Source organism: Nostoc sp. (assembly GCF_036917535.1).
Lineage (GTDB): Bacteria > Cyanobacteriota > Cyanobacteriia > Cyanobacteriales > Nostocaceae > Nostoc.
Genome location: NZ_JBALDA010000061.1, coordinates 94230 through 114350, shown reverse-complemented (window position 1 = coordinate 114350; position 20121 = coordinate 94230). Strand labels below are relative to the sequence as shown.

Annotated in this window: 15 protein-coding genes and 1 pseudogene; 4 read left to right on the top strand and 12 right to left on the bottom strand. The window is 42.0% G+C overall.

Annotated features, from left to right (window positions below; all coding sequences use genetic code 11):
* Positions 1–77: 77 nt before the first annotated feature.
* Positions 78–278: a hypothetical protein gene (locus tag V7K56_RS20060; RefSeq protein WP_334912852.1), complete on the bottom strand. Its 201-nt coding sequence runs from the start codon at positions 276–278 to the stop codon at positions 78–80.
* 871 nt (positions 279–1149) lie between these two features.
* Between V7K56_RS20060 and V7K56_RS20055 the strand changes: the two genes are divergently transcribed.
* Together V7K56_RS20055 and V7K56_RS20050 are read left to right on the top strand one after the other, a co-directional pair.
* Entirely contained in the window at positions 1150–2403 is a 1254-nt protein-coding gene (locus tag V7K56_RS20055; RefSeq protein WP_334912850.1) for a DUF4912 domain-containing protein, read from the top strand.
* Between the two features lie 84 nt (positions 2404–2487).
* Positions 2488–3414: a phosphodiester glycosidase family protein gene (locus V7K56_RS20050; RefSeq protein ID WP_334912848.1), complete on the top strand. Its 927-nt coding sequence runs from the start codon at positions 2488–2490 to the stop codon at positions 3412–3414.
* A 281-nt stretch (positions 3415–3695) separates the two neighbouring features.
* On the opposite strand, the gene crtR is transcribed toward V7K56_RS20050, so the two are convergent.
* A complete protein-coding gene (crtR, locus tag V7K56_RS20045) occupies positions 3696–4757 on the bottom strand; it encodes a beta-carotene hydroxylase (RefSeq protein ID WP_334912846.1) in 1062 nt (353 codons plus the stop codon).
* Between the two features lie 941 nt (positions 4758–5698).
* Here crtR and V7K56_RS20040 point away from each other — a divergent pair.
* Positions 5699–6121: a lysozyme inhibitor LprI family protein gene (locus tag V7K56_RS20040; RefSeq protein ID WP_334912844.1), complete on the top strand. Its 423-nt coding sequence runs from the start codon at positions 5699–5701 to the stop codon at positions 6119–6121.
* A gap of 256 nt (positions 6122–6377) precedes the next feature.
* On the opposite strand, the gene V7K56_RS20035 is transcribed toward V7K56_RS20040, so the two are convergent.
* Genes V7K56_RS20035 through V7K56_RS20025 form a run of 3 tightly spaced genes read right to left on the bottom strand, consistent with a single transcriptional unit; the run spans position 6378 to position 9403 of the window.
* A complete protein-coding gene (locus tag V7K56_RS20035) occupies positions 6378–7085 on the bottom strand; it encodes an actin-binding WH2 domain-containing protein (protein ID WP_334912842.1) in 708 nt (235 codons plus the stop codon).
* 42 nt (positions 7086–7127) lie between these two features.
* Positions 7128–7832: an actin-binding WH2 domain-containing protein gene (locus tag V7K56_RS20030; RefSeq protein ID WP_334912840.1), complete on the bottom strand. Its 705-nt coding sequence runs from the start codon at positions 7830–7832 to the stop codon at positions 7128–7130.
* A gap of 23 nt (positions 7833–7855) precedes the next feature.
* Positions 7856–9403 (bottom strand): FAD-binding oxidoreductase, encoded by a 1548-nt coding sequence (locus tag V7K56_RS20025; RefSeq protein ID WP_334912838.1) that lies wholly within the window; start codon positions 9401–9403, stop codon positions 7856–7858.
* 124 nt (positions 9404–9527) lie between these two features.
* Here V7K56_RS20025 and V7K56_RS20020 point away from each other — a divergent pair, with 124 nt between their 5' ends.
* Positions 9528–10097 (top strand): Uma2 family endonuclease, encoded by a 570-nt coding sequence (locus V7K56_RS20020; protein WP_334912836.1) that lies wholly within the window; start codon positions 9528–9530, stop codon positions 10095–10097.
* 31 nt (positions 10098–10128) lie between these two features.
* Here V7K56_RS20020 and V7K56_RS20015 read toward each other — a convergent pair whose 3' ends face one another.
* The 7 genes and pseudogenes from V7K56_RS20015 to V7K56_RS19985 all read right to left on the bottom strand — a co-directional run bounded on the left by V7K56_RS20015 (position 10129) and on the right by V7K56_RS19985 (position 20032).
* Positions 10129–12129: a pentapeptide repeat-containing protein gene (locus V7K56_RS20015; RefSeq protein ID WP_334912834.1), complete on the bottom strand. Its 2001-nt coding sequence runs from the start codon at positions 12127–12129 to the stop codon at positions 10129–10131.
* Between the two features lie 75 nt (positions 12130–12204).
* Positions 12205–12426 carry a hypothetical protein gene (locus tag V7K56_RS20010; RefSeq protein WP_334912832.1) on the bottom strand — a complete coding sequence of 74 codons (222 nt, stop codon included), beginning with the start codon at positions 12424–12426 and terminating at the stop codon, positions 12205–12207.
* A gap of 229 nt (positions 12427–12655) precedes the next feature.
* On the bottom strand, positions 12656–12832 hold the full coding sequence (locus tag V7K56_RS20005; RefSeq protein WP_334912830.1) for a hypothetical protein: 177 nt from the start codon (positions 12830–12832) through the stop codon (positions 12656–12658).
* Between the two features lie 297 nt (positions 12833–13129).
* Complete coding sequence (katG, locus tag V7K56_RS20000) at positions 13130–15439, bottom strand: catalase/peroxidase HPI (RefSeq protein ID WP_334912828.1); 2310 nt, start codon at positions 15437–15439, stop codon at positions 13130–13132.
* A gap of 384 nt (positions 15440–15823) precedes the next feature.
* Positions 15824–16051 (bottom strand): annotated as a pseudogene (locus V7K56_RS19995) (IS4 family transposase); the annotation flags it as partial.
* Positions 16052–16571: 520 nt separating this feature from the next.
* The gene (gene ppsA / locus V7K56_RS19990; RefSeq protein ID WP_334912826.1) at positions 16572–19187 is read right to left on the bottom strand and encodes a phosphoenolpyruvate synthase; all 2616 of its coding nucleotides are present in this window, start codon (positions 19185–19187) and stop codon (positions 16572–16574) included.
* Between the two features lie 584 nt (positions 19188–19771).
* Entirely contained in the window at positions 19772–20032 is a 261-nt protein-coding gene (locus tag V7K56_RS19985; RefSeq protein WP_292782264.1) for a hypothetical protein, read from the bottom strand.
* Positions 20033–20121 lie beyond the last annotated feature (89 nt).

Genomic DNA, 20121 nt, shown 5'->3' with positions numbered 1-20121 from the left:
CACATTATTAACAAAATTCGCTACTTCTCTACAAAGTAGCGAATCTGAGCTTTTCGATTACTGTTTTGCAAACCCAATCATTCTTCATCAGTTGGATCGTCAATCATTTCTGGTACTAAAGCTGGGTTACTTCTACGTTCCTTTGGTGATTGCTCTCGAATAACATCGTCTATTCTCGCAGGGTGTTTGATTTTGTCCAGTACCTCTGGACTTAATTGTGGTGCATCGCCTTCTGGATTAGACTTTTCAGCTTGACTAGGAACTGTTTCCTTATTCATAACTATTTCCCTAAACCCTAAACTTATATGCCAAGCTTAAGTTCTTCTATGGTGAGGTACACACTATCTTGGGACTTAATTTTACATAATGGTGGGTAAAAAAGGCGTCAGCTTTAACGAAACACAATAAAAGCGTCAGTTGCCAGAATTGAGAATGAATTTTGAACGAAAGAGTGGATAGCGCAGCATAAAGCCTTCTCTTCTCGTTCAAAGAGGCTTGTCTGCAACACGCTATGCGTAGCGCTAGAGAGCATCTTGATTCTGACGCCAAGCCGCAGAGCTTCTTTGGCTTTGCTCCTGAATTCTGACTTCTAAATTAGACCTCTTGCAAAAGTCCCCTAAACCCCACCCCCAGCCCCTCCCCGCCTGCGGGGAGGGGAGACTTTGACGTAAGTCAAAGGCGGGGTGGGGTTCTTATTTTGGATTTATGCAAGAAGTCTATTCTTCTTCAAGAATTCGGGTTTTTGACTAACCCAGAAAGCAAGGTCATGAAAAATTGACATTGTGGCCATTGCTAAACACATAGCTTGCTCTAATTGTTATGAAAACATGACAATTAGATCCCATAAGGGCTGATAAACTCGTGAAACAGTCAAAAAACCCACCTCTTACCCCTTGATCCCTAGATATGCTTAGTGGTTAATATAGACTTAACAAATAGAAATCCTCCGATCCTAAAGAAATGCTGATTTTGGCATAACTGAGGAATTGAAAGGATGTTGGCTCAATTTAAAAACAGATTAAAAAACTTAAAAACTGGGCAAAACCAGGAGTCAGGAATAAGAAATTCATCTGGAATGGATGAGATTTTACATAGCATTCTTTAACCAGGGGAAATCATTTACCGCTTAAACTACTGGAGGCCAAATTAATGGCAAAAGAACGCCCGCCACTAGAGGAGATGACCTTACGTCAACTACGCAAAGTTGCTAGCGAATATAGTATCTCTCGCTATAGCAGAATGCGTAAATCACAACTGCTGACATCAATACAAGAAGTCCAGCGTAGCAAAAACTTACTCAGTCCATCTCGTTCATTGGAGGCACAAGAAACTGTGGAAGCTGCAAAGTTTGAATTAGGTCAGGAAGATCGTACTGGCGGATCTTTGGCTGATGTTGATGAAGGACTCGCAGATTTGCCCTCTGGCTATGGTGAAAGCCGGATTGTACTTTTACCGCGCGATCCTCAATGGGCTTACACTTATTGGGATATTCCCAATGAACACAAAGAGGAACTGCGTCGGCAAGGCGGACAACAACTGGCACTACGGATTTATGATGTCACCGACATCAATATTGAATACCAAAGCCCACATAGCATTCAAGAATATCCTGCTGATGAATTAGCTAGAGAATGGTATCTACCAGTTCCAGTTAGCGATCGCGATTATATAATCGATATCGGCTATCGTGCTGCTGATGGTCGCTGGTTAGTACTAGCTCGTTCTAGTAAAGTACACATTCCTCCCGTCTATCCTTCTGACTGGATTGAGGATGTCGTAATCACTGTAAATTTTGAAGAAGATTTACGTGGCAAAACTCAGTACGAACTAGTTCCTCCTGCTAAGAAGATTGCAGCTACCGCCAATGGTAATGTTGGTAATGCTGTGAATGGCAACCCCATCTACGATGAAATATTTAGTTTAGCGGAATCTGCCGAAGCACAACGAGTTGCTGGTTCTATCTTCGGTTCCCAGCAAGGTGCAGTGCGTCCTGAACAAGCCATTAGCTCCTACATTTTCCCATCTGGTGTCGGTCTGTGGGCAACTCCCACTATGTCTGGCTTAACCGCTTCCGGTGCAGGAATGTCAGGTGTTGGCTTCTCGGCTTCTGCCGTACCAGTGCGTCCGCGCAAGTTCTGGTTAATTGCCGATGCTGAGTTGATAGTCTACGGTGCAACCGAACCCGATGCTACTGTAACCATTGGTGGGCGTCCAATTAAGCTGAATCCAGATGGAACATTCCGTTTCCAGATGTCCTTCCAAGATGGTTTAATTGACTACCCAATTTTGGCTGTAGCTGCTGATGGTGAGCAAACCCGGTCAATTCAGATGAAATTTAATCGTGAGACACCATCTCGGAATACTAACACCAAAGAAGAAGCTGTTTTAGAATGGTTTTCTTAAGTTTTGGCTCTGAGATTGACTCCAGACTGAAATTTTAAATTATTCCCCGCTATAGTAATTCTGTAGCGGTTTTTTTATATTATTATGTCTACAAAAAAATTATTTTTGTTATTTATCTTGATAATCAGTGCAAGCTTATTATCAGGTTGTCAAAAGATTGAAGCAAATTTAGTCCCAAAAGCATCTAAAAGTTGCCCTGGCAAAGATGCCAACTTTAGTATTGATTTTTTTAAAACCAATAATCAAGGAGAAAAAAATCCCAAAGGTATTAACAATGTGATTATTTTTAATCCCAAATCAGCAGAATTAGATTTCAAAGTTAATGTTGGTCTATCTCATAAACTTTACGCCAAAGATAGTAGAGGTAAACTACGTAAAGAATATGTAGCAAAACAGTTTCATGAACTCATCGCTGATGAAAATGCCAAGTTAAACGGACAGCTACCCATTGCGGCAATTAATGCCGATTATATAGATACTGATGATAAACCACAAGGCTTAAATATTTCTCGTGGTGTAGAGTATTCAGGAGCATTTAAAACTAAACGTTCTTCCTTTGGGATATCAGGAGGTACACCCCAGCAGCGACAGGCTACTATTCAAGCTGGCAGAAGAAAAAATGATATTCTCAATTACAATTTGGTAGGTGGTAATGGCAGATTCTATCGTCAGGGTAAATTTAAAGATATTTGTCAAGATTTGGGAGAATTTGCTTGTAAAAATGCAACTAATCGCTCTCTAGCAGCTATCACTAATCAAGGCTATGTAATCTTATTAGTTAATGACTTGAAAGCTAATTCAGATATTGAATTATCTCAACTTAATCGAGAGTTACTGCCAGATATGTTTGATAATGTTTTGGAAGGTATTGCTAGCAATAACTGTTTAGGTAAGATTCAAGAAGGGATTTTATTTGATGGAGGTATGTCTCCAGGATTGTATTACAACCAGAAAACTTATGTAGAAAACCTTGGGCCAATTGGTTCAGTTTTTTTGATTTACAAAAAATAAAATAGTTATAATTCCCAAAGTTATTGCACCCCTCCCCGATGCTTTGGCGGGGTGTGATGATTCGGGTTTAATAAGTCATTAAGCAGATCTGATATAATTACCTCGACTTGATATTATTGATTATTTACAAATGATCAAGAACTAATGACTAATTCACGAGTTAATTAATTCGGCATAATAAAACCAAACTATGTGAATAAAAATTAACTAGCTAAAACCCTCTTCCCTCCTGCCTCCTGCCTTATCTCAAGGATAAATTTTCCCACCCACCTACTTAATGCTTATTTACGACTTTGTGATTTATCTTGATTTTTAGTTTTTTGATGAGAAAATCTAATTCCTACAAAGACATCGTAAATAAACTCTAAAAAGTCTTTCTTTTGTAGTAACCCTGAAGTTTGATAACAGCCTTTTTCATCTAACAAAGGCTTCATTAGATAGTATGTAGATTGATATTTGTACCAGGGAATACAAGTCCATAAATGATGAATTAAATGGTAGTTCTGACCTAAAATCAGGATGTTAAGAATTGGGCTGGGGTATACACGAGCATTTTTCCAGCGATCGCGTTCAACAAAGGGACGATGGGGCAAATAATCAAAAAACAGGCCCAGTATTAATCCCACGATACCAGAAGGTACAACCCAAAAATTGAGAACGTACATTAAAAAATGATATTGAACTGAGATATAAAAAATAGCAACAACAATTAAGCGGCTAATGAACCATTCTAATAACTCATATTTGCGCCACAGTCGCCGTCGAAAGAAAAACACCTCGTGAGACAAAAATCGAAATGCAATCAGCCACAGCGGGCCACCTGTAGAAACAAAATGATCTGGATCGTCTTTGGGATGGTTGACATGAGCATGATGCTGTAAATGCACTCGTGTAAACACTGGGAAAACAAACCCTAGCATTAGGGCGCTACCATGCCCTAATATGGCATTAATGACTCGATTGCGGTGGGCAGATTGGTGACAAGCATCATGAATTACTGTTCCAGCACAATGCAAAGCAATAGTGTTAAAACCAAAACATAGCCAGTCTGGCCATTGCCAAAGCCAGTAACCGCAATGAGATGACACCAGTACTGTCACAGATGCAAAAAATAGTAGTAATGTAGGATTAAAATCACTAGGAGGCGCTAATAATTCCTTCGGTGGAACTTTCAGCAGTTTATCTGCTTCTGAAGTTACTGTTTTTACTTCTGTATCTACTACGTCTTTAAAGATGACTTCCAAGTTATTGCCATTTAGCTTTTTATAGTCATCAACGGCTGGGTCGATGATGATTAGGCTTTTGTCCGGGATGTCAAAAAAATTAGGATCTACAGAGGTCATAATTTTCCTGGTCGTGATTCGTTGATAAAATGGGTTTGAAACCCCAAACTGAGCCAGCACAGAATAGATTTCTTGCCTCGATTAGAGAGATGAAAAGATTGAAAATTTAGCCAATACTCTTCTCTATTCAAATTAGGTATGGACTGTAAGAGAGAGGGAATAGGAAAAATTTTGAATTCCTTGCTAAACTACACACATAAACAAAATATTTGATTTTTCATTTTGGTAATTAGTCTTGTTACTCATAATGCCAGCGACAACGGCATACATAGATTTGGGTTTGATATCGACATTTATCGATTTGCCCAGGCAATGTTTTTTCCGATGTGCTGAAACGACACTTTGTTATTGCTTTTGTAAAAAACAATTTTCAACAATATAAAGAATACAGTTATTTGAACGATCAACGCAAGAGTTTTGTCGGAATTTGACGTATAATAAAAATATTTTAGACACAGATATCATACTTTTAACAAAAATGCATATTTTTAAGACTTATGCATTGACAGAAAAGTCAAAATAGCAGTTATGATTTTCAGCGCTTCTAGCCTGATTTTTTTATTCCTCACCAAGCGATCGCAACCAACGAACGGCCTTTATAAAAGCCTGAAATAACGTATTTGCGTTGATACACAAGATGATTCGTTTGTACAGTGCGTAGTCCTAATTTTATTTGCTTAAATAAAAAAATCATCTTTTTTCCTAACTGATGCAATAAGTATATATACTTGCGATCGCTTACTCCCCTTTCGATTCCATGCAGTTGCTGTCTTCTTCTTTTAACCAAAACTCTATCGCGGGAGTATACTGGTAGCTAGAATAAGGAAAACTTCGCACGAACCATAACACTGATTTGTGGAGCATACCACTTTTTACTCTGATTTTGAGTTCCAGGCTAGCTAAAATATCAAATTTCTATACTTAATAATAAAAGTTTTGCGATGCGTCAATTATTACTAGTTTTTTCCAGTATACTAACTCTCAGTAGTTTAAATACCCCTGCCATGACAATAGCAGGTACAACGCCTGATTTACCTGAGATGCGCTTAGCTCAAAAATTCAACTGCAATAATCCTCAAACTCAAGCAGCAATTAATGAATGTACGAAGTTATCTTCTCAGAATGCAGATAAAAAACTGAATCAAGTTTATCAACAATTGATATCTACATTAGAAAGGCCTAGAAAACAGAAATTGATTGCTGCACAACAAGCATGGATCAAATTTCGAGATACCAATTGTGAGTTTGAGAGAAGCAAATATGAGGGCGGAAGTATTGCCTCTAGCATTTATTCTGGTTGTTTGGAAAATACTACAAAACTGCGTACTCAACAATTACAAGAATATCTCAAAACTGACCCTTAAGCTTAAGCTGAAAGTCAGTCTAGAAGAAGCTTTTAGAGATTAGACTTCTTGCATGAATCAAAGAGTTTTCACCCTAAATCCCTCTCCCAAGCGTAGGAGAGGGACTTTTAAATTTGGTGCAAGAAGTCTATTGAGTCAGCGACTCAATGAATGCATTCCCAAGCGATAGCCTGGGAATAAGAGAAGTTTTATCAAGCTAGGTTTTTATTAACTACTAGCTGTCACTGGGAACTAGACTAATTATCTTTTTCTAAGATTAACGCAAACCTAAAATTTCGGAAATCGCGGCTACAATATCTAAATAAAAGTTGCCTTTGACTGCTCGAAACAATTCAAATTTAGAGTCAGGGGCACCAAAAAATGGTCTGAGAAACCATCCTAACTGCATACCAACAAAGGCATAAAGCAATAACCAGGATCTTAAAATAGTGGTGCGGGTTTTTTTGCCAACTTCATCTTGTTGAGAAAGTAATTGCATTCCTTCATAAAGGAATTTCACGCCAAATATGCCTGTAATACCAAAAATAAATACATTCAGCAGTTTAAAAAATTGATAAGAATCGGGTGTAGTAATCAGAAAAAATAGCGTAACTGGTGCCAAGCTAAATAAAAGTACGCTAATCACTGATACAGATGTGAGTAATACAACGAAATGCTGTAAAATACTGCTCCGAGAACCAAACAAAACATTAAAAAAGAACAAAGTTGGGAAACAAATAATCAGTGTGATTAAATAGAATACCGGAAGCTTAATAGCACCAGATAATGCCTGTGCCCAACTGTGGGATGCACCGATAATTGCTCCATAAAGGGCAAAAAATATAGAACTAGATACAAACAGAGAACTAATTTTATTTTGTAATCGCACTCCCTGACGAATTTCTTCTAAAAATGACTGGCGATCGCGCAGTAAATTAACCAAAACAGTAAACTGTTGAATTCCGCGATTTTGCTTTTTTAGCATATTTTTATAGGTTGTATTTTTTGGGGAACTACTAATGACTAATTAACGAACTCCCAAGAGATAGCCAATAGATTTTATGACGCTTAAATAGAAGTTACCTTCTCTTTCGCGGAATAGTTCAAAGACAGAACCAGGTGTGCCAAAAAACGGTCTGAGAGTCCATCCTAACTGACTGCCTACGAAGGCGTAAAGAAATAGCCAAAATTGTAAAATTTTCTGGCGTGTCTTGCTACCTTCATTATCTTGTTCTAAAACTAAATTCGTGGCTTGATATAAAGACGAAACACCAATAAATCCAGTTATGGCAAAGATAAAGACATTTAACAAAATTAGAAATTGGTAATTATTGGTGGTAATCAAGAAAAAGAGTGTGATTGGAGCAAAGCTAAATAAAAGTACACTCGTGACTGAAACCGCAGTTAATACTAATGCTAAATGCTGGGCAAAAGTCCGCTTGGAACCAAAAATAATGTTAGCAAAGAACAACGTCGGGATACAAATCAAAAGTGTAATTAAATAAAGAGCCGGGAGTTTAATGGCGGAAGATATAGCTTGCATCCAACTATGGTATGCACCAATGATTCCGCCATAAGCAGCAATAAATAAGGAACTACAAACTAGCAAAGAAATTATTTTATTTGGTAATCTCGTACCTTGGCGAATTTCCTCTAGAAATCCTTGGCGATCGCGCAGGAATCCAATCAGCACTGCAAAGTATTTTATTCCTGAAGATTTCCGTTCAATCATGTTATCCTCACACCGATATTATTCTAAGTTTCATCTGAGTAATCACCGCCAGAACCATACTTCCAAGCATCAATCAAACGATGCCAATAATATTGTTGTTCATTCGGTTGATTCTTAATCCATGTTTCTAGCATTGGACTTAGCGAAAGCAAGGCAGTGTATACACCTAAATTACTGTAATGTAACATCCAATCTAACAAACTTGCCAAACCTACTTGCGGAATTATTTTGACAACTAATAGAGGATGATATAAACCAGTTTTTAACAGTGTTTGCGTTAGTGCCAAAAACTGCACTATATCTTGTAAAAATGGTTTTAATACTGGTGTACCCAACTGTTGCATTTCTTGAAATACTGCTGAGAGTAATTGGTTAATTTGATCTGGGGCAATTTTCTGATTTACACCAACACTCATCGCCCTTTGAAACAACCAGGTAACAGTCAAACTTGGCTGATAAGGTTGCAGCAGTGTTAACGCTTTTGCAGATAATTGTTCTGTTTCTAGCGCTTCGTCAATGCCATAAGTTAAACGCTTCAGGTGACGCACCATTGCCCCAAAACCACCAAAACTTAAAGGAGATTGACTACCACTGCTATCTCCGGCTGGGAGAATGCGATTCCAAGGGGTTTTTAGCGGACTTTGGCGATAGGTGGGAAAGAAACCAAATAGCGCTCGTTGAAATTTCAACTTGCTCAATTCCACTCCCTGATATTCTGGTAAAAGACGCAGATATTCCTCAAATAGAGCTTCTAAACTCAAGCGTTGAGGATGTGCATCCATGTAGGTAAATAAGTAAGTGGTTCTGCCATCCCTGGCTGGAAAGGCTTCCCAGAAGTACTGGCATTGATTTTGCAAAGATGTAAATGATAATAATAAATCGCCTGAATTATTTTCTGGAAAACCTTGAGTGCAACTTCCCACAACCAAGCATAAAGCATCTGGTTTTTTGCCTTGGCGTGCTTGTTGGGTGATGGGTGAAAAATGTCCCATCGCGTCGATTAATAAGCGAGTTTTGAGTTGGTTATTTACTATCACCCCGTCGGGATGAACCACCGCTTCGTTAAAAGGTGTGTTTTCTAACAACTTTCCCCCAGCGGTGAGAAATCGGGTTTTCAAGGTAGCTAGTAGATAAACTGGATCTACGCCGATATTCAAAACATCCTCTACCCAAACTTCTGTACCGCCAGCAAAACTAACTCGTGCTGGGTTATATTGAGTAGCGATCGCACTTGCTAATTCTTCCTCACTCAGCAACTTTAATTCCACAAATACATCTAATTCTTTACGAGAAATATTCCACTCTTGTTCTCTCCCCCGCAAAACACCCCGTTCCAGCAACGCCACCCGCAACCCCTTCACCACCAAGGCGCAACCAATTAAAATGCCCAAAGTGCCACCGCAGATTAGCACATCGAAATCTACAACGCCTAAAGGCTGTTGACTTTCTTTAACTAAGGTTGGTACTGGTGCGGAGTTTTCGCGCACAGATGTTAAGATGCGATCGCCTTGGCGCAATCCTGCTAAAACATCGCCGGGTAATTGGGAAAGAATTTCTTCAGTTAAAGACATTTTGGAAAAATTCAACTCTATATTCCAAAACTACCTGAGAATGAAGAAAGTAGATATGATCATGGCCAGATAAATCGTAATTAGAACTCTTAATTACGAATTACGAATTACAAATTACAAGAGTATGTCCACTACAGAACCTGTAGAACGTCTATATACTTTTGAGGAATATCTCACCTACGATGATGGCACTGACAAGCGCTATGAACTTGAGGATGGGGTACTGCTAGAAATGCCTCCAGCCTCAGATTTGCATGAAGCTATCATTACTTTCTTGTTGATCCGCTTCTATCTGGAAATCCAACGGTTAGGGTTAGACTGGCAGGTTCGCCCTAGCGGTACTGGCATTCGTACCTCCGTCAAAAAATCCTGTCTCCCTGACTTAATTGTGATGACTGAAGAACAGCGACAATTTATTCAGGGTAAATCGGCTGTGCTTGAATTACCTCCACTGTTGGCAATAGAAGTGGTTAGCGCTGAGTCTGTGAAACGAGATTACGAAAGGAAACCACTTGAGTATGCAGCCTTCTCTATCCCTGAATACTGGATTGTTGATCTTCTGGAAGCAAAGGTGACAGTCTGCTTGTTGAATCAGGGATGTTATAACCAAACAGTATTTACAGCAAACCAGCAAATATATTCTCCGACTTTCCCTGAGTTAGCACTGATAGCGCAGCAGGTATTAACGGCTTAGGGGTTTTTTATTCAAAAGACCTCACGTCAAATTATCCCAAACCGAATAGTTTAGAAATCGCAGGCAATAATTTATTAGCTGCTTCAACTATTGAGGCAACAGCAGGTAAGCCAGAAAATATCCCTTTCAACATAGTGATTGCATTTTTTGCCGTTTTTTGCTTGGTCAATTCTTGGGTACTTTTACCTGCTTCTGCTAAAGCTTGTATCTGTATTAATGCATCAGCTTTGTCTGTTTCTGGCAAATCTGCCGACTGTGAAATTGCTTCTTGCAACTGCGTCAACAGTTCTTTGATTCCCGGTTTATCAGTTTGCGGTGATTCAGGTAATTGCCCAATTGTATTGGTAACATCACCGCTAATCTTACCCAGGTTGATCACTCCACTGATATCTCTACCAGCACTGATATTGGTTGAATTATCTTGAGGCATGATGGTACTTCCTTGTGTATAAAAATTCGGCTGCTGGAGTGCAGTTGTAATCATATTTTTTAAATCACGAATCTGATCGCTTTTTTCTACCAGCAATAATTGCTGACTCTGCGATAAAGCTTTGAGTTGATTATAATCATCAAAATATTCTGCACTCAGTTGAGATTTATCACTACCTGCGGCGGTTTTGGCTCTGAGCAAGATTTTATCATCGCCGCGTTTCTCCATTGCTACGATTTCTAACTCGGCTTCGGGATGGTTTTCAGCAAGGTTTTTGAAGGCTATGGCAATGGCGCGGGGGTCAACGCCTTGATTATGGTAAAGGTCGAGGGTGTCAAAAATTGGCTTGATAAAGTCGGCAAACTCGCCGTCTGCAAATGCCTCTTGTTTATTATCAGGTTTGCGGAGGGGGTCGGGGTCTTCTTTGGTGGGTAAGCGCATGAAGACATATTCACACCTTACCCCATGCAATTTAGTTGTATTTGTAATCCCCCAATCTTCGATGTACGCGCCGGTGAGGGTTGCACCCGTTAAATCCGTTGCGTCTAGTTGCGTTTGCTTCAGTTTTGCTCTTGACAAATCGGCATCTTGCAAATTGGCTTCACTGAGGTCAGCGCCAATAAAGCTGGCATCTGCTAAATTTGCTGATTGTAAGTTGATACCTCGCAGGTTTTCACGGTAAAAATTATTATCCTGTCCCTGTCCTGTAATCAGCAGTTGACGTACTTGTGCATTCTCAAGGTAAGTTTTGCCAGGACGAACACGGTCAAGCATTTTGGCTTGATGCCAACGGCTACAGATAAGAATAGTGTTTCGGAAATCTGTGCTTTTGAGTGTGGCTTTGGTGAAATCAGCATTGGTTAAGTCAGCGCCACGAAAACTTGTACCTCCTGTTGCAGCAAAGGCGATCGCAATATTACAAACCAAGAAATATTTTTCGTCTCCTTTCATTGCTCGCCAACCGATGTAAATGCTAAACAACCCTACAGCAAAGGCTACAGCAATAGCCAAAATCCCATATCTGGCAAAAATGAAGGCTCCGGCTACAGCAAATGCTCCGGCTATTATCAATGCTTCAAATCCAGCTACAGCAAATGCTGCAGCTACTATCAATGCTACGGCTACAGCGAAGGTTCCTGCTCCTGCCACAGCAAACACTCCAGATCCGGCTGCGGCTCCACCTATAGCGAAGCCTACTGCTCCTGCCACAGCTATCGTAAAAGTTGCGGCTACCACAAAGACTCCTACTTCTACTATTGGCCGAATTGTGACCAATAAGAAAGCAACTAATAAAATTAGGGTAGTCCATCTGCCAATCTGATACCCTAAGCTGGAAGTGTCAAATATTTCTGACACCAAGTAACTATTTACAAACCAGATCAATCCTGAAAGTCCCGACAACAACCACAAGACAAGAACTAGGAAAATTGCCCAACGGCGTTGTAGTCCGGCTTTGGCATGGCTGAAGTTTGCACCTGTTAAATTAGCGTTGGTGAAGTTTGCCCCTCGGATGTCGGCATAGCTAAAGTTTGCACCCGCAAGGTCTTGTCTACCTTTGAAGTTGCGTCCTCGGAGATTTTGACCGGAGAAGTCTAAAGCCATGTTCCACTTTACAGAGGTGAGCAAATTTTACTACACGCTCACCCCTGTACATTCAGGAATGGTTAGATATATTTGTTAGTTGAAGTTCAAAGGTGCAATTTCGAGGATCAAAGCCGCAACTTCGAGGCTCAGAAGGTCATTGTTGAGGCTCAGAAGGTCAACGTTGAGGTTCAAAGGTGCAACTTCGAGGATCAAAGGTGCAATTTCGAGGGTTAAAGGCGCAACTTCAAGGCTTAGAAGGTCATCGTTGAGCCTTAGAAGGTCAACGTCGAGCTTCAAAAGGTCAATATCGAACATCAAAGGCTCATTTTTTGCTTTTTTATATTAAAACGCGATGTGCGACTTAATATTCTGACCTCTTTCCTTTTCGGCTTTGGTGTATACACAAGTCTGAAATAGCTGATTAGCCAAGGTTTTACCCCACCCTAACCCTCCCCTTGTAAAGGGGAGGGAACTAGATTTCTTTTTTCCCCCCTTTCCAAGGGGGGATTAAGGAGGGTAATTCAACTTGTGTGTACACGGTAGCTTATAAAGGGGAAGGAAGCAGATTTCTTATTTCCCCTCTTTCTAAAGGAGAATTATCGAAATCTACAACGCCTAAAGGCTGTTGACTTTCTTTAACTAAGGTTGGTACTGGTGCGGAGTTTTCGCGCACAGATGTTAAGATGCGATCGCCTTCATAGCGCGTTGTCGGCGATCGCATCCTTGATTACCCTGGTAAGCTTATTAGTTCAAAAGTACTACAATTAACGACTCAAATTTACAGTGGTTGTTGGTAAAATTTGATATATATTAATCGTCGTAAAGGTTTGGAGTTTCGCACCGGGAACTAGTCTAAAGTCCAGTTTTAAGTGACAAACAAGATAATCTCGTTCGTATTGCTTTAATCCAAAGCGCAAGGTTCCTTTTGCCGTGGATAAGCAGCGTTCTTATCCACGGTGAGTTCTTCAAAGCGCAGCGATACACCCGTGGAGTTCGGGCGTATTGAGCGCTCAAGACTTTAGCGGGTCTGTTCAGCGGGAACGTCGAAGCGATCAAGCATCATCACCTTGTTCCAGGCTGCGACGAAGTCCTTGACCATCCGCTCGTGACCGTCATCAGCGCCATAGACTTCAGCAATCTGACGCAGTTCTGCGTTCGAGCCGAAGATGAGATCGCAGCGGGTTGCGGTGAACTTCGCTGCACCAGTTTCGCGATCGCAGATATCAAAAAACATCTCGCGATGGTCAGCAGGCTTCCACTCGTAGTCCATACTTGTCAGGACACGGAAAAAGTCATTAGTCAAGACACCCGGTCGGTCAGTGAAGCTACCGTGCTTTGAATAGTCCCAATTCTGATCGAGGGCGCGAAGTCCACCGACCAGAACCGTCCACTCAGGTGCAGTCAGCGTAAGGAGCTGCGCTCGATCCAGGAAGATCCGCTCCGGCTTCACCTTATAGCCAACCGCCTCATTGTGATAATTTCTGAAACCGTCTGAAACTGGCTTCAACCATTCAAACATTTCAACATCGGTCAGCTCCTGAGTTGTATCCATCCGCCCCGGAGTAAACGGGACGGCAACGGTAAGCCCGGCCTCTTGTGCAGCCTTCTCGACCGCAGCACAACCACCGAGGACGATCAGGTCCGCCATTGAGATTTTTTTGCTGCCCGACTGAGCACCGTTAAAGTCCGCCTGAATTCGCTCAAGGGTCGATAGGACCTCGCCGAGCTCCTGCGGGCGGTTCATTTCCCAGTCTTTCTGGGGATTGAGGCGAACGCGCGCCCCGTTTGCGCCGCCGCGCTTGTCGGAATGGCGGTGGCTCGATGCTGATGCCCAAGCGGCTGACACAAGCGCCGAAACAGAGATCCCACTCGCTAAAATCTTATCCTTGAGAGAATTGATATCGGCGACATCAACGACCTCGTGATCCAGTGCTGGAATTGGATCTTGCCAGATCAGATCTTCCTCTGGAATTTCCGGACCAAGATAGCGCGTTTTCGGCCCCATGTCTCGATGGATCAGCTTATACCAGGCGCGCGCGAACGCATCACTGAAGTAATCGAAGTCACCCAAGTAGCGCTGACAGATCTCGTAATAGACGGGATCGACCTTCAACGCAATGTCCGAAGTCATCATCATTAACGGGTGCTCAACGCCCTGTTGATGGGCATCTGGTGTCTTTGGCGCATCAGGATTGCTCGGCTTCCACTGAATGGCACCTACTGGACTCTTTGTCTGTTCCCAGTCGTACTTAAAAAGATTGGTTAGGTAACTGTTGTCCCACTGGATTGGGTTTGGAGTCCACGATCCTTCGATTCCGTTCGTCATGGTATATTCGGCAAACCCAGTGCCTTCAGGGTTCTGCCACCCCAAGCCCATAGCCTGAATCGGCGCGGCTTCCGGCGCTGGACCGATCTTGTCCGGCGAGACCATGCCGTGACTTTTGCCAAAGGCATGACCACCTGCAATGAGCGCGACAGTTTCTTCGTCATTCATGCCCATACGCGCAAACGTCTCGCGAATGTCTCGCGCTGAGCCATGGGGGTCGCCTTCAGCGTTTGGACCTTCTGGATTGACGTAAATTAGCGCCTGGTGCGAAGCTGCTAGCGGGTTCTCAAGGTCGTAGTATTCCTCATTCGGCTTTCCAACCCACCGAATCGTGCGAGTGACCATCTCGTCAGGATGACCAGGGTGTTCCTTGATATCCTCAACCGGATCGCCGTTCCAGAACTCCGGCCCCCAGTATGTCGCGCGGTCTGCCTCCCAGGCATCAATGCGACCGCCACCAAAACCAAAGGTCTTAAACCCCATGATTTCGAGCGCGCAGTTGCCAGTCAGACTCATCAAATCAGCCCAGCTTATTGCCGCACCATATTTCTGCTTGATGGGCCAGAGCAGCCGTCGTGATTTATCTGTGTTCCCATTATCCCACCACGAATTGATTGGTGCAAAGCGTTGCATACCCTGACTCGCTCCGCCCCGACCGTCTGCGATCCGGTAGGTGCCTGCGGCGTGCCACGCCATGCGAATCATTTGAGGACCATAATTCCCATAGTCGGCTGGCCACCAGTCCTTTGAATCGGTCAGCAGCGCTTTAATATCGCTCTTCAACTGTTTGAAGTCAAGCTTCGCGAAGGCTCCTTTGTAATCGAAATCTCGCAGTGGGTTAGCTTGGGGCAAATTTTGGTGAAGCAGTTCGACCTGAAGTCGGTTCGGCCACCAATCATCGACTTGCGGCTTGGAGCCGAGCGCGCCGCCAATGCGGGTTCCCCGGAAGGGACATTGTGCAGGAGGGGTGGCAGGGTTGTTGTTCATGGGGCTGTTATTCATTCAGTTCAATCCTTCTTCATTAAATTCAATTCTCTCTAACAGTTTATGTTAGTCAAGCTGTGTTGAGCGCCGCCATTTGTGGCGGTTTGAACGGCAAGTGCCTTCATCGCTAAAGTTCTTGCAAGTGCTGAATGAGCTACCCTTTGCTAAGGGCATTCATTAGGGCACATTTATGCTATTGAACCGAGATATGACCAAAAATCTGCAATATGTCCCGAAAAGGCTTGATTTTATGTTGTAAATAACGGCTTTTTTGAATCGGAAGTAACAAATTATCAAAACCAGACAGGACAAGGGTTTCCAGACCATCTTGCAGAGAATTACTCAAATCTCGGCCACCCGTGACAGGTTAAGAGAATTGCACATTTGTCAAGTGGGTACGAAAAAAGGGGACAGATTCAGCTTGGGGACTGGCTTTCGCAGAGCTTTGACTACACCTAAATCTTGATTTTCTAAAGCAGCAAAATATTTAATCGGGTCGTCAGCATTGCCTTTGTCATGGGCAACACTAAAATGATAAAGTCCTCGATAAATCATCTCCAAAGAAATGCGGTCAAAAGGGAGAGATAATTCGTCGGCAACTGCATCTCCCAAATCAATTAAAACGGCATAACCCATCTTCCGCACTTCCAAACGTATTACAAATAATACAAAAATAGTTACTAAGAATATTCATATTATTAAGTATTAATGTTGATAATAATTGTTGGCTGGACGATGCTTATAGCGATCGCTATATTTGGTCATCTTCTTATGTTACAAAGTGAAGTACAAAAAGTGGGATGATAAGTATTTTTGCTACTAAAGAAATAGGTGATGATCAAAAAAAGTGAGAGAATTAGGAATTAAACCAAAGAAATAAAATCTCACGCCAAAAATGGATTATCAAAAAAAAGAGATTGAATTTTTTGCATTTTCATTAACTGTAATTAATTTATACTTCAAATTGAAGTGCGGAATGTGGGTTTAAAGACTCGTTTCTAAACCACAGTGTAATGCAACTACTGTGTGGCAAATAGTCTGCATTTTTGATATTTTTGGCGGGTTTGTGATAAATTCAAGCGTGATTGGGCCGCCTTCCTAGCTTTCATATTTTATTTAACTCCCCAGGAGGAAGACAACATCTTCCCGATTATAGGATTTCTACATACCCTTCTGTTCCATCTACGCGAATTCGTTGCCCATCTTTTATCAGTTTGGTAGCACTTTCTACTCCGACAACTGCTGGTAAACCATATTCACGTGCGATAACTGCTCCATGAGTCATCAGTCCACCAACTTCGGTGACTAGACCTTTTATGGATACAAATAATGGTGTCCAGCTAGGGTCAGTAAAGGAGGTGACTAATATATCTCCATCTTCTAGATCGGCATCTTCCATGTTTAGAATGACACGTGCTCGTCCCTCTATCACTCCAGAAGAAACAGGTAGACCTACAATCGCTTCGGCTGGGAGATTTTCTCGTTTGTACTCACCTGTAATGATTTCACCATCAGACGTGATCACACGTGAGGGAGTTAATTTTTCATATAATTTATACTCGTCTTTTCGTTTGCTGATGAGCTGGTAATCCAGTTTATTTGTGAGTACGACAGAGCGAAGTTCTTGAAAAGTGAGATAGTATATATCTTCTTTTTCATGAATAACGCCCGCTTGTACGAGTTGTTCGGCTTCTTTTAGTAAAGCCTGCTTATAAACGAAGTAGCGACTAACTATGCCGTATTTTGGATATTCACGATAACCGATAAAATTCCGGTAATGACCGATCATTCGTTTTGTTTCTTCGGCTTTTTGTTCACCATTCGGTAGTTGCTTCAACCGCTCTAATAACGCTTGTTCTTTTTGCAAAGCCTCCTGTCGCCCCTGCTCAAATTTCCGATCGCTAGCACCAGGTTCAAAGTTTTTGATATTACTGAGAATTATGGGGACAAGCGTCATTGGTTTTTCGCTCCAACGAGGTCTTGTAATATCGATCTCACCGGCACATCGCATTCCGTATTTGTTTAGATAAGCATCGATAGCGTCCCTGGCTTCCTGTGCACCCTCAAACTTAATCAGTTCATCCAGAAAATTGTCATCTTTTACCTGTTGTAAATACTCAATTACTTCCGGGTAAGGACGAATCACATCCGCGACATCCAATAGCGCCAGACCCATGGACGAAGTGATATTGTTTGGTGCAGATTGAGAAAGCTTGTCTGCTACGTTTTTTTCGCCTAACCACTCTTTCATTTTTTCATTGATCCAGGATGAAGCATTCATCGCAGTCATAATCACACCAAAACTCTGTGGATCAGCTAAACTCTTCCTTAATTGCTGTTTGTCTTCCAGGATAAAATCAAACAACTCCGGTCCTGATTTCGTTTGGATGTTATGTTTTAATTCTTGTACCGATGTTTCACTACGCTCGATCAAATCACCAACGATCGCCGGATCGTACTCGTTTAGTGTTTGAAAATCCGCAGGTGACCGACCTTTATTGCTTTTACCGGAACTCTGTTCTTGTCGATCAGCTGGTAACGACTTGATAAAATCTCCCCGCTCTATGATGGTCGTAAGTGCATCTTTTATGAGCGGATCGTGTTGTCCCATGACATTCAATAACATTTCTCTGCTGACAGGTGAAGCCAGTTCATGCATGACATCAACAAACAACCTTCCACCAGCCTTATACATGGGGCGGGCAGCTGTTAACTGCCATAAAGACAATCCCAATGGTTTCATGGCATCGGTCATCATTTGTTGATGACCGACAGATACATAAACGTGATTTTCCAGATCATTCGCTTCAGGGGTGGGATATAAAGTAGTGATCGGCCGACTCTGGACAATATAAAATGTATCATCAGCCAAACACCATTCGATGTCCTGGGGGTGGCTGAAATGTGCTTCAATCTTTCTGCCCATGCGCTCAAGCTGTAAAATCTGCTCATCCGTCAGCGCTTGCCTGTTTTGCCTCTCAGGCTCAATCTCCTGTGCTTTCGTACCGCCATCTTTGAGGGCATAAATAGCCAGTTTCTTGGTGGATATCTTCTTATCAATAACCTTGCCGTTGCACACTTTATAGATATCAGCATTCACCAGACCGGAGACCACGGCCTCGCCAAGTCCGAAGCTGGCATCAATGGATGACACTTTCCTGTTAGAAGTGACGGGATCGGCAGTAAACAAAATTCCTGCCGCCTGCGGGAAGACCATCTTCTGAACAACCACAGACAGGTGGACTTTACGGTGGTTGAAGCCGTTTTGCAGGCGGTAAATTACTGCCCTCTCGGTAAATAACGATGCCCAGCACTTGCTGATATGCTGATAGATTGCCTCCTTTGCGATAATGTTCAAATACGTATCTTGCTGACCTGCAAAGGAGGCCGTCGGTAAATCCTCGGCTGTGGCGCTGGATCGGACTGCACAGGCATTTTTTTCTCCAAGCCTGGAGAGCAGGTGGGTGATCTCTTCATTAATGTCTTGAGGAATGGCTATCCCTTTGATGACCTTGCGAAGCTCACCGCTAAGTTCGCCAATTTTATCCCGGTCTTCCACCTTTAGAAGCGATAACTGATCGAGTAATTCGTTAATCGACGACGTTTCCCCAATAATTCTTTCAAAGGCTTCAGTAGAAATACAAAAGCCATCTGGTACGCGTATTCCTTCAATCTTGGATAGTTCCCCCAGGTTCGCGCCTTTACCCCCAACAACCATGAGTTTTGTTCTGTCAATATCTTGAAAACAAAGCACAAATGAACTCATCAGTTTCCCTCCTTTGGCAATTCATATTTTGGTAATTTTGACTGCATTACAACCGATCTACTCTCGACGGTCGGTGTGCATGGGCGTTGTTATACGGCGATCGCTCACTACTGGACTTTAGACTAAGAAGCACAAAATAACTCAGAGAAGCTGAGTTGAGAAGAACCAAAGCAAAAAATTAAAAAAATCACAAATTAAGCGGTTTTTGGCGCGGCTTTACGTGAAGTAGTAGTACGCTTTTTAACTAACTTTACGAAAGTGTAAATTTAACCACAGGCTCACCTTGATCTGTCCCAGTTTGGGATGGTTTACTTCTGCACACCCCTTATTTTTTCGTTAACGCTGCGGCTATTTAGTCTAGTTCCCGGTGCGAAACTCAGAAGGCTCATTCTATAAAGCCTAAAAACCTTGGTTTTAGTTCCTGGAAACATCTTAAATCCGTATCCTTATTTTTTGGAAATTTAGTTTCGCACCGAAAACTAGTCTAAACTCCAGTTCTAAGAAACATTTCTGTTTTTTAAAAGCGCGATATTTTTATGGTTATTTTTTCTAAGTAAATGCAACGAAAATTTTACGACTGCAAATCACCATTTCAGATATGAACCTTCAATTCCCTGCTCACGTCGAATTTTGCCATCTTTTTCAAACCAAGCAATTACTTGCTGCGCTGTCAAATCTTCAATAGTAACACCGTACTCTTGGGCAATATGCTTCAAAAGCTTAAGCGATGAAATTGTCAATCTTGTTAAAAACTTTTCTGGGGAAGACAACAAGGCTGCATCTACTTTTGCTGACTCTTCCAGAGTTAAAAATTGTGCCGATGGTTGCTGTGGTGGTACATCCATAAATGCTATCTCAAACTTAGTTGATTATTGATAATAGATAGTTACTATTCAGCTATTGTCCATTACCACGGCTAGATGTAAAGCGAGTT